The sequence below is a fragment of the Promicromonospora sp. NPDC060271 genome, assembly GCF_042726755.1.
Lineage (GTDB): Bacteria > Actinomycetota > Actinomycetes > Actinomycetales > Cellulomonadaceae > Promicromonospora.
Window position 1 is genome coordinate 18,047 of the sequence record NZ_JBHXBG010000051.1, and the last position, 13,940, is coordinate 31,986.

The window sequence follows — 13,940 nt, forward strand, 5'->3', positions numbered from 1 at the left end:
CCCGTGTTCCCACCATGCATCGTGACCTCGGCCACACCCGTGGCTACGATGTCTGCGAGGGCACACACACTGTTGCACCCTCGCTCTACCCTGTCGAGACCCATCCGGACGGGATCACAGAACCGACCGTCGGCATCCCCACCGACGAGCAAGGGGGGCACGTGGCACTCGACGCCGACCGGGAACGCCCGGACGACCTGGTCCAGAGCGTGGCGCGCGCCTTCCGCGTCCTGGAGGTCGTCACCCGGACCCCGGGCCTGCCGGTCAAGGCGATCGCACGCCGCAGCGGGCTCAACCTCTCGACCACGTACCACCTGGTGCGCACGCTCGCGTACAAGGGTTACGTCACCCGCCTCAAGGACGGCACGTACGACGTCGGCGACCAGGTGAGCCAGCGGTTCTACGAGCAGCTCGGCTCGCTCGGCCGCGGGCCGGGCACCCGTGAGGTGCTGCGCCACCTCGCGCAGACCACCGGCTACAGCGCCTACCTCGGGCGCATCAGCGCCGGCCGGGTCGTCGTCGTCGACTACTCGGAGGCCCCCGGTTCTCCGTACCTCGAGGACCTGGAGCGCGGGCTCGACGTGTCCGCGCACGCCACCGCGCTCGGGAAGGCCCTGCTGCTCGGCATCTCCCGCCGGGAGCGCTACGACCTCGTGCTCGAGGCCGGGATGCGCAGGTTCACCGCACGTACCGCCGCCGACATCACGGCGCTCGACGCACAGCTCGCGCGCATGCGGCCGGACAACATCGTCGAGGAGCACGGCGAGTTCCGCGACGACATCACCTGCGCCGCCCACCTCGTCCCCCGCCGTCCCGGCGACGACGTCACGTGGGCCGTCGGGCTCAGCATCCCCGGCGAGGTGGTGCCGCCGCAGGCTCGCCGCGAGCTGAGCCTGGCCACCGGAGACCTGGCGACGGTCTAGCCCGCCGCTCGCCTTCGTTGAGTGCGTGATATCTGCCCTCTCGACGGCCGTACGAGGGCAAATATCACGCACTCAACGACGCGGGTGGGTGGGGACGCACAAGGTGAGGGAGGCCGGGGTCGTCGTCAGGGTCAGCGGGAGACTGCCGGCCGGCTCGCCGTCCGCGTAGGCGACGAGGCCGGCCGGGGACTCCAGCCGGATCACCGGTGCGCGCAGCGTGGTTACGTCGGGCCGCCCGACGTGCTTGCCCGCCTTGATGAGCGCGTCGAACGCGAGCACCTTGAACCGGCCGACGGCGTGCACGAGGGTCACGTCGAGCAGCCCGTCCGCCGGGTCGGCGTCGGGGCAGATCGGCACGCCGCCGCCGTAGTACCGGGTCAGGCCGACCGCGAGCATGTACCCGTCCTGCTCGAGCTCCGGCGCGTCCGCCGGGTGCAGCCGGTAGCCGAACGTCCGCAGCCGCAGCCACTCCAGGTAGACGGCCACCTTGTAGCGCGCAGGGCCTGTCGGCCAGGTCATGCGGTTGGTGCGCTCGTTCGTCAGCGAGTCCAGCCCCGCGCACAGCACCGTGACGAAGTGGCGCACCGTGCCGTCGTCGGCGGTGACGGTGCCCGTGTCGACCCGGCGGCGGGCGCCGTCGAGCGCGAGGTCGGCAGCGGCCGCGGCGTCGTCCAACGGGATGCCGTGCTCGCGGGCGAGGTCGTTGCCCGTGCCGCCGGGGATCACCGCCAGCGGTACGCCGGACTCCAGCACGGGCGCCAGCACCGACGAGACGGTGCCGTCCCCGCCTGCCACCACGAGCACGTCGGGGCCCTCGGCGACCGCCCGCCTGCCGAGCTCGGCCGTCTCCTGTTCGCTCGCACCCTGGTAGACCCGGACGTCGGCACCCCGGGACCGCAGGCGCTCGACCGCGACCTGCCCGCTGCCGGTGCCGACACCGTGGCCCGACGCGGGGTTCACGAGCACCGCGACGTGCCCGGCCCTGCCGACCTGCTCAGTCATGGCCGAAACCTACCGGAGCCGGCGATCGACGAGGGCCCCCGGATTCATGATCCCTGCGGGGTCGAGCTCCGCCTGCACCGCGCGGAGCATGCGGAGGCCCGCCGAGCCGATCTCGTGCTCCAGCCACGGCGCGTGGTCCGCGCCGACGCCGTGGTGGTGGCTGATGGTGCCGCCCGCCGCCATGATCGCGTCGTTCACCCGGGACTTCACCCGCTCCCACGGTTCGAGCGGTTCGGTGCCGAGCCCGGCGATCACCGTGAAGTAGAGCGAGGCGCCCGTCGGGTACACGTGCGAGACGTGGCACAGGATCCGGTTCCGCGCCCGCTCCCCCGCGAACCCGTCGGCGAGCGCCGCAGTGACCGCGGCCTTGAGCGTCTGCAGGTTCGACCACGTGGTGGCCGTCTCCAGCGTCTCGCAGAACACGCCGCCCGCCAGCAGCGCGTCGCGGAGGTACGGCGCCCGGAACCGGCCGTGGTCCCAGGACGCGGCGAGCCTGGGATCGGCGAGCTCGCCCCCGGCGGCCCGCAGCACCCGCGCGGTCGCCTCGCGGCGGCTCGCCGCCAGCTCGGCAGGCCCTTCGTGCAGGACAACGGCGGTACAGCCCTTGGCCAGCGCCTTCCCGATGCTGCCCACCTGGGCCAGGGAGACCGCCGTCTCGGCCTCGTCGGAGAGCCGGAGCACCGTCGGCCCGGTGCCGAGCTGTGCGACGCCCCGCAACCCGTCCACGCCGGCGGCGAAGCTGCCGAAGGTCCAGGCGTCGAACAGCCGCGCCTCGGGCGTCGGGTGGACGCGGAGCCGCACCTGGGTGATCACGCCGAAGGTCCCCTCGGAGCCGAGGAACCAGCGCATCAGGTCCGGCCCTGCCGCCGAACCCGGCGCCCTGCCGAGGTCGAGCGTGCCCGTCGGTGTGACCACCCGCAGCCCGGTGACCATCGTGTCGAACCGTCCGTAGCCCGCTGAGTTCTGCCCGGAGGACCGCATGGCGGCGAACCCGCCGAGCGTCGCGAACTCGAAGCTCTGCGGAAAGTGGCCGAGCTCGAAGCCGCGCTCCGCCAGGAGGTTCTCGGCGACGGGCGCAGTGGTCCCGGCCAGGAAGGTCGCCTCGTGGGCGAGGTCGTCGAGCGCCACCAGCCCCGAGAGCCGGTGCAGGTCGAGGCTGACCACGCCCCGGTGCGGCCCGGCGTCGGGCGTCAGACCGCCCGTCACCGCCGTACCGCCGCCGAACGGCACCACCGCGAGGCCCCGCTCGCCTGCGACGGCCAGCACGGCCGCCACCTCGTCCTCCGTGGCGGGCAGCACGACGGCACCCGGCGCCGCCTGCACGGCCTGCCGGCGCCTGAGCAGGTCCGGCGTGGACTTGCCGCCTGCATGCAGCAGCCGTACGTCGTGGCCGGCGTCGACGTGGTCGCCGCCGACCGCCTTGGCGAGCGCCGCGAGGTCGTCGTCGGCCAGGGGCGGGGTGCTGATCGTGACCTCGGCGAGGCGCGGGGCGGGCGGCGCCTTCGGCACGCGCCCGAGCACCGCGGCGAGCAGCAGCTTCACGCCGGTCGGGAGCCCGTGCGCACGAGCCGGGTCACCCCAGCCGTCCCAGCGCATGTAGGCGCGCTCGTGGTCCGGACCCTCGTTCTCCGGCTGCGTGCTGTCCGGCAGCGTGCTCACGCGTCCTCCGTGTGGTGTGGTCTGGCCTACCATCCTGACGCGCGTTACAGTTTGACACAAGATGACAATTCGTAACGCAGACAAGGACGACGGCGCCGACCGCACCGAGGAGCGCCTGCTGCACCACGCCGCCGAGCTGGTCGCGACCCGCGGCATGCGCGGCCTGTCGATCACCGAGCTCGCCAGGGCCGCCGGTGTCTCACGCCCGACGGTCTACCGCCGCTGGGAGTCCGCCGACGAGGTCCTGCGCGCCCTCATCGCCCACCGCATGCAGCTCGTGATCAACGCCGTCGGCCCGCAGGCGGCCGACCGTGCGGCGATCGTCGGCAAGGTGGTCCGGTTCGGGGACCTGTTCCATGCGGACGCCCTGTTCGGGCGGCTCCTGAGCAACGAGCCCGAGGTGTTCACCCGCTACGCGTTCCAGCGGATCGGCCGGTCGCAGCGCGTGGTCCTCGAGTGGCTCGCCGCCGCCATCACGGCCGCCCAGCAGGGCGGCACCGTCCGGGCCGGGTCGGCGACGGACATGGCGGTGATGGTCCTGCTCATGTCCCAGTCCGCGGTGCTCTCGCACAAGACGGTCAGCACGGTCATCGACGACGACGCCCTGCGGACCGAGCTCGCGCACGCCCTGGACGGGTACCTCCGTCCCTGACCCGGACGCCGCCACGCGACGTCCCCCACCGGAAGCAGGACCGATGCGGAGCACCGCCCTCACCGCCCGGCGCCGCCTGCGCGAGCTGGACGAGCTCACCGCCGAGACCGTCGACGTGCTCGTCGTCGGGGGCGGGGTCACGGGCACCGGGGCGGCGCTGGACGCCGCGGCGCGCGGCCTGTCCGTGGCCCTCGTCGAGGCGCGCGACCTCGCCTGGGGCACCTCCCGGTGGAGCTCCAAGCTGGCGCACGGCGGGCTGCGGTACCTCGCCACCGGCGACATCGGGGTGGCCCGCGAGAGCGCGCGCGAACGGCACGTGCTGATGACCCGCACCGCGCCGCACCTGGTCCGAGCACTGCCGCAGGTGCTGCCGCTGACCCCTGGCACGGGGCGCCGGCGCGGACTCACCGTCGGCATCGGGTTCGGCCTCGGTGACCTGCTGCGCCGCGACGCCGGGACGTCGTCCCTCGTGCTGCCCGGACCGCGCCTCGCCCGGCCGGGCGAGGTCGCCCGGCTCGTGCCCGCCGTCGCACGCGAGCGCCTGCGCGGCGCGTGGGTGGCGCACGACGGTCAGCTCGTCGACGACGCCCGGCTCGTCGTCGCGCTCGCCCGCACCGCTGCGGGGCGCGGGGCGAAGATCCTGACGCGGGTGCGGGCCGTCGACCTGCGGGCGGACGGCGCGACGCTCGAGGACACGCTCACCCGCACGACCCTCACCGTGCGGGCCCGCGTGATGGTGAACGCGACGGGGGTCTGGGCCGGGACGATCGACCCGTCCGTGCGGCTCCGGCCGAGCCGCGGCACACACGTGGTCGTGCCCGCCGCCCGGCTCGGCAGCCCGGCGGGCGCCCTCATGGTGCCGGTGCCCGGCTCCGGCTCGCGGTACGTGTTCGCGCTGCCCGCCCAGCTCGGGCGGGTGGTCATCGGCCTCACCGACGAGGAGGCGCCCGGTCCGGTCCCGGACGTCCCGGAGGCCACGCAGGCCGAGATCGACTTCCTGCTGGCGACGGTGTCCGGCGTCCTGTCCCGTCCCCTGCTGCCCGACGACGTGGTGGGCACCTTCGCGGGGCTGCGGCCCCTCGTCGACACCACCGGGTCGGGCGACGGCCCCTCCGCCGACGTCTCGCGCAAGCACCTCGTGGAGGTGTCGCCGTCGACGGGCGCGGTGAACGTGCTGGGCGGCAAGCTCACCACCTACCGCACGATGGCCGAGGACGCCGTGGACCTGGCCGTCAGGCACGCCGGGCTCACCGCCGGACCGTGCTGGACGACAGCACTGCCGCTGGTGGGCGCGTCGTCGGCGGCGGGCGCACCGTCGCCGGCGGGGCTCGGCGGGACGGGGTCGCCCGACGTGTCGGCGTCGCTCGTCGCCCGGTACGGCGCCGAGGCCGCGGAGGTGCTGGCCGCCGCCGTGCTGCCGGGTTCGGCGTCCGCCGTCGGGCAGGGCATCACCGGTGCCGCGCACCTGGACATCACCCGTGCCGAGATCGAGTGGGCGGTGACGCACGAGGGTGCGCTCGACGCCGACGACGTGCTGGACCGGCGCACGCGGATCGGGCTGGTCCCCGCGGACCGCGCGGCGGTGCGCGACGTCGTCGAGGAGCTGGTCGCGGACGCCCTGGCACGGCTCTGACCCGCATGCGGGACGGCCCGGTGTCCCGCTGGCGGCGCGCGAAAGCTGAGGGCGGTCCGGGGCAAGGACCACTCGATGAGCGGGTGCCAGGCCTGCTGAAGAACGTTCACCTCAGCCATGCTCATTTCAGCCCTGCCGAACAGTTCAGGTGAACCGAATTAGTCCGGCCGCAGCCGAACGCAGTTCAGCGCACCCGGCACCCGCCGACCGAGTACACCTTGCCAGCCGCCCCGAACCCGGGAAGGCCAGCACCTGCGAAGGCCCGGCGCCGCGCTAGCTCGCCGGCGCCGGCAGGCGTTCCCTGCGGCGGCGCGGCGCGCGGAGCACCGACAGCGACACCATGCAGGCGATGAACCCGAGCAGCCACCCACCGGGGATGTCGCTCAGCCAGTGGTAGTCCAGCCACGACATGAGGCCGCCTGCGATCGCGACGACGGCGCCGACCACGGGGATCATCCTGCGCAGCCTGCTGACGCTCGGCCTCAGCCCGCCATGGGCGTACAGCAGGCAGAGGATGAAGAAGCCGGTGAAGAACGTGTTCGACGCGTGCCCGGACGGGAACGCCTGACCGCCGGCGTGCAGCACGTCCATGTTGTGGTGGGGACCCGTACGGCCGAGTCCGAACTTGGTGCCGTAGCCGATCAGCGCGATGGTCACGAGGCCGGCCAGCACGGCGAGCACGGGGCGCCGGGTGGCGAGCTGCCAGAACGAGCCGGGGCCGTCCTGCTTCCAGGCGACGTAGAACGCGGTGCCGCCCACCATGGGGATGGTGAAGAGGCGATCGCCGGTGATGTTCGCGACGACGTCGAGGAAGATCTTCACCCAGCCCGTCGGGTGGTGCCCGTCGACGTAGTAGTGGAACTGCCAGTCCCAGGCGATGAACGGGCCACGCACGACGACCTGCCAGATCAGGAAGGCGAAGACCGCCGCACCGATGACCGCGGCGACCGTCGAGCTGCGCCAGGTGGGAAGGGTCGACGGGTCGAGCGGAGCCTCGGTTGACGGTGACTCCACGCGCGTTACACCCCTGCCTTCTGATTGCGCCATCGTGCCGATCCTACGGGTCTCAGGGTGAATGTTCGGTGCCGGGAAGATGTCCAGCAGGCGCTGTGCGTAACGATCCCGGCACGCTCAGGCCTGCCCCTGGACGACCGTATACCGCTCGCCCACGGTGGCGTCCCAGGCCAGGCGCATGCGGCCGGACGGCGCGGGCCCGACGGGTACCGTCGGGACAGGTGCCCTCGCGGCGTCCAGGACCCCGACGGACGTGCCCAGCGTCACGTCAAGGATCACCCGGTCGCCGCCCGCGGTGACCGTCGCGCCGGTCAGCAGGCCGTCCCGCCAGGCGACGTCGACCACGTGCCCACCGCGGCAGCGCAGCCCGCGCGCCCGACCCGCGGACCAGGACGGCGGCAGCGTCGGGAGCAGGCTCACGGCGTCGTCGTGGCCCTGGACCAGGAGCTCGGCCATGCCCGCCGTGCCGCCGAGGTTGCCGTCGATCTGGAACACCCAGCCCTCCGGCAGCCATTCGGCCGGGTGCAGGTCGAGCAGCGACGCCGAGCTGAGGTCCTCGATCAGGATCGCGAGCGACCGCTCCGCGAGCGCCGGGTCACGCAGGCGTGCGGCGAGGCACAGGATCCAGGCCTGGCTCCAGCCCGTGTAGCCGGACCCCTGGTCGAGCCGGAGCGTCAGGGCCGCACGCGCGGCCTCGAAGTGCTCGGGCGTGCGGGTCTCGGTGATGCGGGTGCCCGGGTACAGGCCGTACAGGTGCGACAGGTGGCGGTGACCCGGCTCGCCCGGTACGCGCTCCGTCATGTACTCGAGCAGGTCCCCGCCCGGGCCGACCTGGACGGGGCGCAGCCGCTCCAGGGCGTCGCGGGCCCGGGCGGCGAGGTCGTCGTCCGACGGCGAGCCGGGCCCCGTCTGGGCGCCGTGCTCGACGAGGGCGAGGTAGCGGCCGAGCACCTCGGCGGCGAGCTCCTGGTCCATGGCGCAGCCGGCGTCGACCGCGTAGGCCCGCCCGTCGACGACGAACGTGTGCTCCGGGGACGACGACGGGCTCACGACGAGAGCGCCCTCGCCGTCGGGCACCAGCATGTCGAGCGTGTGCTCGACGGCCGCCCGGTGCACCGGGAGAGCCACGGCGACGTCGGCCGGCGGGTGCGGGCCCGCGCCGAAGTCCAGGTGGTCGCCCAGGTGTGCGGCGAGCCAGGGCAGCGCGGACGGCCAGCTCGACCACATGGGCTCGCCGGCGACGGGCGCGGTGAACTGCCACAGGTCGGTGTTGTGGTGCACCGCCGACCCGCGCGTCCCGTAGAAGTCGCGTGCGGTGCGCCGCCCGGCGTCGGCGAGGTCGGTGACCAGGCCGAACAGGGGCTCCGCGAGGTCGGCCAGGCCGGTGGGCTCGGCCGGCCAGTAGGCCATGGGCAGGTTGACGTTGGTGGTCCAGTCACAGCTCCAGGGCGGCTTCGGGTCGGCGTTCCAGATGCCCTGCAGGTTCAGGGGCTGCGTGCCCGGCCGGGAGCCCGCGATCATCAGGTACCGCCCGAGGTGGAAGTACCGCTCGGCGGCCGCGGCGGCCGGGTCGCCCGAGGCCGAGAGGTCGAGGTCCGCCCGGTCGTAGTACGACTGGTGGTCGAGCTCGTGCTCCGCACGCAGGTCGGCGGTGCTGCGCCGGCGGGCGGCCTCGACGCGGGCCCCGGCCACGGCGGCCAGCGCACCGACGTCGGCGCTCGGCCGCTCCGCCGGACCTCGGAAGCCGGACTCCGCCGCGACGATCAGGCGGGCGCCGTCGGCGGTCCGCTCGACGCAGGCCACGAGGGCGAACCCCATCCCTGCGGGCACCGTCCCCGCGTCGTCCGGGGCGTCGTCGGGGTACCGCACCACCTCGTCGGGCCCCGGGGTGACGAGCACGGGCACGCGGCCGGTCACGACGGTCCACGACGCGCCGTCCCGCACCTCCCGCTGAACGTCAAAGGGATGCTCACCCTCAACCTGGACCGTTGAGTGCTGGCTATTTGTGCCCTCAGGGCCCTCTTCAGGCGCAAATAGCCCGCACTCAACAGCCGTGGCGACAAGGACCGCGGACGGGGCCGAGACGAAGACGTCCAGGCCCGGGTGCGCGTCAGGCGCCGCGTAGCGCACCGAGGCCACGGCGCTGCGCAGGTCCAGGGTGCGCCGGTAGCCGGTGACCTGCTCAGGAACCGGGCCGTACGCCCAGGTCAGACGGGCGAGCGGCTGGTACGACTGGACCCAGCGGTCCGAGAGGTTCGCGCGTGCCAGCCGGTCGGCCTCCGCGTGGTCACCCGCGGCGATCGCCTCGCGCAGCAGCACCACGGTCTTGGGGTCGGGCGGGTCGACGACGGCGGTGGCCGGCCCTCCCGACCACAGGGTGTCGAGGTTGAGGTCGAACACCTCGGAGCCGACGCCGCCCCGCAGCGCTGCCCCGAGGGTGCCGTTGCCCACGAGAAAGCTGTCGATGAACGTGCCGGAGGGCTCGGCCAGCTCGATCAGGTGCCGCCCGACGGCGTCGTCGCTGCTCATGTCGGCAGATCATGCCAGGTCGACCGTGCCGGGTCGCCCGTCCGCACGGCCTACGCCGGCGGGGGCGCCGTGCTCTGGCGGACCAGGAGCGACACGGAGACCACCTCGTGCAGGTCCTCGGCGTCGGCGTCGTCCTCGATCTCCCCGGACCGCACCTGCTGCAGCAGCCGGGCCACCAGCCGCGTGCCGATCTCGTCGAAGTCCTGCGCCACCGTCGTCAGGGGCGGCCACAGGTAACCGGCCAGCAGGACGTCGTCGAACCCGACCACCGAGACGTCGCCCGGCACGGCGCGCCCGGCCTCGTGCAGCGCCCTGAGCACACCTGCGGCCATCTCGTCGTTCGCGCAGAACACGGCGGTGACTTCCGGGTCGGCGGCGAGCCGGCGTCCGGCGTCGTACCCGGAGGCCGCCGTCCAGTCGCCCTCCACGAGCTCGGGAACCGGGCTGCCCGCTGCCACCAGCGTGTCCCGCCAGGCCTCGGCGCGTAGCTGGGCGGGTATCGAGTCCGCGGGCCCCGCGACATGGTGCACGGTGCGATGCCCCAGGTCCAGCAGGTGCTGCGTGGCGCTGCGGGCGCCGTCCCCCTGGTCCGCACCGACGGCGGGGTGGTGACCGACGAACCGTGAGTCCGACACGACGACGGGCAGCCGTGGCGGCAGCGCCAGCGAGTCCGGCGTCGCGGTCTCGGCCCGGATGATCACCAGGCCGTCGATCGCCTGGTGCGAGAGCCGGGTCGCCGCGGCGGAGACGACGTCGGACGACGGGCTCTCGACGTCGATCAGCGTGACCGTGTAGCCCTCTCTGCGGGCCGCCTCGACGACCGCCTCGACCGTCCGGGACTCACCGGTCCGGGCGAGCCGGTGGGCGATCACACCGATCGTCCGGAAGCTGCCGTACCGCAGCGCACGCGCCGCGGTGTTGGGCGCGTAGCCGAGCTGCGCCATCGCCGCGAGCACCTTGTCCCGCGTGACGGGGCGCACGTTGTCCAGCCCCATCGACACGCGTGAAACGGTCTGCGTCGACACACCCGCCAGTGCGGCTACATCGGCCAGGGACGGACCTCTGCCCTCCACGGCATCCACCTCCTCGTGACGCACCGGCGCACCGGCGCGCATTTGACACCTCGGTAACTCACGAGCACCCTAGTCCGGGTCACCATGTTTACGTCAACACGACGCTCATGCTGACCCCACTCGTGAAGGAGCGACCTCTCTTGACCACGCTCGCATCGCCTCCGGCCGTGCCCAAGAACGTGCCCAGGACTTCCGCGCGGACGCGACGCCGCAACCGCTGGACCGGCTGGGGCTTCGTCGGCCCGTTCATGATCGTGTTCGCCCTGGTGTTCCTGGCGCCGATCGTCTACTCCCTGTACCTGAGCCTGTTCCAGACCAAGCTGGTGGGCGGCACGTCGTTCGTCGGGCTCGACAACTACGCCCGGGCGCTCAGCGACCCGCAGTTCTGGGACGGCGTCGGCCGCGTCACGCTGTTCCTCGCGGTCCAGGTGCCCATCATGCTCGGCATCTCGCTGCTCGTCGCCCTCGCGATCGACAGCGGCCGCCTCTACGGGCGCGACTTCTTCCGCCTCACGATCTTCCTGCCGTACGCGGTACCCGGCGTCGTGGCCGCCCTGATGTGGGGCTTCATGTACGGCGACCGGTTCGGCCTGATCGGCAACGTCAACGACCTGCTCGGCACGTCCATCCCGGACCCGCTGGCCTCCGTGCTGGTGCTCCCCGCGATCGGCAACATCGTGACCTGGGAGTTCGTCGGCTACAACATGCTGATATTCTACTCGGCGCTGCGCGTCGTACCGGCCTCCCTCTACGAGGCGGCGGAGATCGACGGTGCGGGCCCGTGGCGGGTCGTCTCCGCGATCAAGCTCCCCGCGATCCGCGGCGCCCTCGTCGTGGCGACCATCTTCTCGATCATCGGCTCGTTCCAGCTCTTCAACGAGCCGAGCATCCTGCAGGCGCTGTCGCCCAACTACATCTCGACGCACTACACCCCCAACCTGTACGCCTACTCGCTGTCCTTCTCCGGCCAGCAGTACAACTACTCGGCCACGGTGGCGATCATCATGGGCGTGCTCACGATGCTCGTGGCCTACGTGGTGCAGCTGCGCGGCATGCGCAAGGAGGCCTGAGCCATGAGCACCAACACCCTGCTGACCGCGCCCACCGTGCGCAAGCCCCGGCCGCGCCCCCGCATCAGGACCCGCCGCAGCTCGCACGCCCGGCCGACGCGCAGCGTCCTGCTCACCGTGCTGACCGCGCTCGTCGGCATCTACGCCCTGATCCCGCTGGTCTGGCTGCTGATCAACGCCACGAAGACGCAGCCGGACCTGTTCAGCTCGTTCGGCCTGTGGTTCAGCGGCGACTTCGCGCTCTGGGACAACCTGGTGGGCGTCGTCACCTACGACGACGGCGTGTTCGGCCGCTGGTTCCTCAACACCCTGATGTACGTGGTGCTGGGCGCTGGCGGCGCCACCCTGCTGGCCCTGCTCGGCGGCTACGGCCTCGCCAAGTTCAGCTTCCCGGGCAAGCGCGCCGTGTTCGCGACCGTGATCGGCGCGGTGGCCGTGCCGGGCACCGCCCTCGCCGTGCCCACGTTCCTCATGTTCGCGAACATGGGCCTGACGAACACGCCCTGGTCGGTGATCATCCCGTCGCTCATCTCGCCGTTCGGGCTCTACCTCATGTGGACGTTCGCCGCCGACGCGGTGCCGGACGAGATCATGGAGGCCGCCCGGATCGACGGCGCCAGCGAGGCCCGCACCTTCTTCCAGGTGGCGCTGCCCATGCTGTCCCCCGGCATCGTGACGGTGCTGCTGTTCACCGTCGTCGCGACCTGGAACAACTACTTCCTCCCGCTGATCATGCTGCGCAACCCGGACTGGTACCCCCTGACCCTGGGCCTGAACGCATGGAACCAGCAGGCGACGACGGCGGGCGGCGAGGCCATCTTCAACCTCGTCATCGCCGGCTCGCTCCTCACGATCCTGCCGCTCATCGCGGTCTTCCTGCTCCTGCAGCGCTACTGGCAGTCGGGTCTCGCCGCCGGCAGCGTCAAGGAGTGAGCACCACCCCGCACGACCACAGAGACCCCGTTCGACTGACGATGATGTGAGAGGAACCACCATGACCATCCGCCACCACCGCGCCGTAGGTGCGCTCGCCGCCGCGAGCGCCCTGGCGCTCACCCTCACCGCGTGCGGTTCCGGGTCCGCCGGCGGCGACGCCCCCGCCGAGGCGGTCTCCGCCGAGGACATCTCCGCGGCGCTCGAGGAGGGCGGCGACCTGCTGGTCTGGGCGTGGGACCCCACGCTGGACCAGGTCATCGAGGACTTCGAGGCCGAGTACCCCAACGTCAACGTCGAGGTCGCGAACGTCGGCACGGGCAACGACCACTACGTGGCGCTGCAGAACGCGATCAGCGCGGGCTCCGGCGTGCCCGACGTCACGCAGATGGAGTACTACGCCCTGCCGCAGTTCTCGATCGGCAAGTCCCTCGCGGACCTCGCGCCCTTCGGCGCGAGCGAGCTGGACTCCACCTTCTCCCCCGGCCCGTGGGACTCGGTGACCGACGGCGACGCCGTGTACGGCCTCCCGACGGACTCCGGCCCCATGGCGCTGTTCTACAACGCGAAGGTCTTCGAGGAGGCGGGGGTCGAGGTTCCCACCACCTGGGACGAGTTCGCTGACGCCGCCAAGAAGATCCACGAGCACGACCCGGACACGTACATCACGTCGGACAGCGGCGACGCCGGGTTCGCGACGTCGATGATCTGGCAGGCCGGCGGCCACCCGTTCAAGGTGGACGGCACGAACGTCACGGTCGACCTGGCCGACGAGGGCTCGGCCAAGTGGGCCGAGACGTGGCAGGGGCTGATCGACGACGGTCTCCTCTCCGACGTCCCCGGCTGGACCGACGAGTGGTTCCAGGGCCTGGGCAACGGCGAGATCGCCGCGCTGGTGACCGGCGCCTGGATGCCGGGGAACCTCGAGTCCGGCTCCGCCGCGGCGTCCGGCGACTGGCGTGTGGCGCCCATGCCGCAGTGGACCGAGGGCGCGAACGAGACCGCCGAGAACGGCGGCTCCGCGCTGTCGATCACCGAGGCGAGCGAGAACAAGGCGCTGGCCTACGGCTTCCTGGAGTACGCGAACGTCGGCGACGGCGTCGCGACGCGCCTCGAGGCCGGCAACTTCCCGGCCACGCTCGCGGACCTCAAGAGCGAGGAGTTCCTCAGCAAGGAGTCCGAGTACTTCGGCGGCCAGAAGATCAACGAGGTGCTGTCGGAGTCGGCCACGAACGTCGTGCCCGGCTGGCAGTACCTGCCGTTCCAGGTCTACGCGAACAGCGTGTTCCCTGACACGGCCGGCCAGGCCTACACCGGCTCGACGAGCCTGCAGGACGGCCTGAACGCCTGGCAGAAGTCGATCGTCAGCTACGGCAACGAGCAGGGCTTCACCGTCAGCGAGTGAGCTGATCCACCCGGCACGCTACCGGTGACGACGGCGGGGGCCACCCC

The 13,940-nt window shown here is 72.5% G+C and carries 11 protein-coding genes; 6 read left to right on the forward strand and 5 right to left on the reverse strand.

The window, feature by feature from the left end:
- The first annotated feature begins 161 nt into the window (after positions 1–161).
- Positions 162–923, forward strand: a complete 762-nt coding sequence (locus tag ACFWE2_RS10375; protein ID WP_377224140.1) for an IclR family transcriptional regulator — start codon at positions 162–164, stop codon at positions 921–923.
- 72 nt (positions 924–995) lie between these two features.
- On the opposite strand, the gene ACFWE2_RS10380 is transcribed toward ACFWE2_RS10375, so the two are convergent.
- Positions 996–1,925 (reverse strand): diacylglycerol kinase family protein, encoded by a 930-nt coding sequence (locus ACFWE2_RS10380; protein WP_377224141.1) that lies wholly within the window; start codon positions 1,923–1,925, stop codon positions 996–998.
- 9 nt (positions 1,926–1,934) lie between these two features.
- Positions 1,935–3,584 carry an FAD-binding oxidoreductase gene (locus ACFWE2_RS10385; RefSeq protein ID WP_377224142.1) on the reverse strand — a complete coding sequence of 550 codons (1,650 nt, stop codon included), beginning with the start codon at positions 3,582–3,584 and terminating at the stop codon, positions 1,935–1,937.
- 61 nt (positions 3,585–3,645) lie between these two features.
- On the opposite strand from ACFWE2_RS10385, the gene ACFWE2_RS10390 reads away from it, so the two are divergent.
- On the forward strand, positions 3,646–4,236 hold the full coding sequence (locus ACFWE2_RS10390; RefSeq protein WP_377224143.1) for a TetR/AcrR family transcriptional regulator: 591 nt from the start codon (positions 3,646–3,648) through the stop codon (positions 4,234–4,236).
- A gap of 43 nt (positions 4,237–4,279) precedes the next feature.
- Positions 4,280–5,869, forward strand: coding sequence for a glycerol-3-phosphate dehydrogenase/oxidase (locus ACFWE2_RS10395; protein ID WP_377224144.1), 1,590 nt, complete (start codon positions 4,280–4,282; stop codon positions 5,867–5,869).
- Between the two features lie 273 nt (positions 5,870–6,142).
- Here ACFWE2_RS10395 and ACFWE2_RS10400 read toward each other — a convergent pair whose 3' ends face one another.
- From ACFWE2_RS10400 to ACFWE2_RS10410, 3 genes are all read right to left on the reverse strand, one after another.
- Complete coding sequence (locus tag ACFWE2_RS10400) at positions 6,143–6,883, reverse strand: phosphatase PAP2 family protein (RefSeq protein ID WP_377224145.1); 741 nt, start codon at positions 6,881–6,883, stop codon at positions 6,143–6,145.
- Positions 6,884–7,000: 117 nt separating this feature from the next.
- The gene (locus tag ACFWE2_RS10405) at positions 7,001–9,412 is read right to left on the reverse strand and encodes a glycoside hydrolase N-terminal domain-containing protein (protein ID WP_377224146.1); all 2,412 of its coding nucleotides are present in this window, start codon (positions 9,410–9,412) and stop codon (positions 7,001–7,003) included.
- Positions 9,413–9,462: 50 nt separating this feature from the next.
- The gene (locus tag ACFWE2_RS10410; RefSeq protein WP_377224147.1) at positions 9,463–10,527 is read right to left on the reverse strand and encodes a LacI family DNA-binding transcriptional regulator; all 1,065 of its coding nucleotides are present in this window, start codon (positions 10,525–10,527) and stop codon (positions 9,463–9,465) included.
- A 98-nt stretch (positions 10,528–10,625) separates the two neighbouring features.
- On the opposite strand from ACFWE2_RS10410, the gene ACFWE2_RS10415 reads away from it, so the two are divergent.
- The 3 genes from ACFWE2_RS10415 to ACFWE2_RS10425 all read left to right on the forward strand — a co-directional run bounded on the left by ACFWE2_RS10415 (position 10,626) and on the right by ACFWE2_RS10425 (position 13,893).
- Entirely contained in the window at positions 10,626–11,555 is a 930-nt protein-coding gene (locus ACFWE2_RS10415) for a carbohydrate ABC transporter permease (protein WP_377224148.1), read from the forward strand.
- A gap of 3 nt (positions 11,556–11,558) precedes the next feature.
- Positions 11,559–12,488: a carbohydrate ABC transporter permease gene (locus ACFWE2_RS10420; protein WP_377224149.1), complete on the forward strand. Its 930-nt coding sequence runs from the start codon at positions 11,559–11,561 to the stop codon at positions 12,486–12,488.
- A 61-nt stretch (positions 12,489–12,549) separates the two neighbouring features.
- Positions 12,550–13,893, forward strand: a complete 1,344-nt coding sequence (locus tag ACFWE2_RS10425; protein WP_377224150.1) for an ABC transporter substrate-binding protein — start codon at positions 12,550–12,552, stop codon at positions 13,891–13,893.
- Positions 13,894–13,940: the final 47 nt, after the last annotated feature.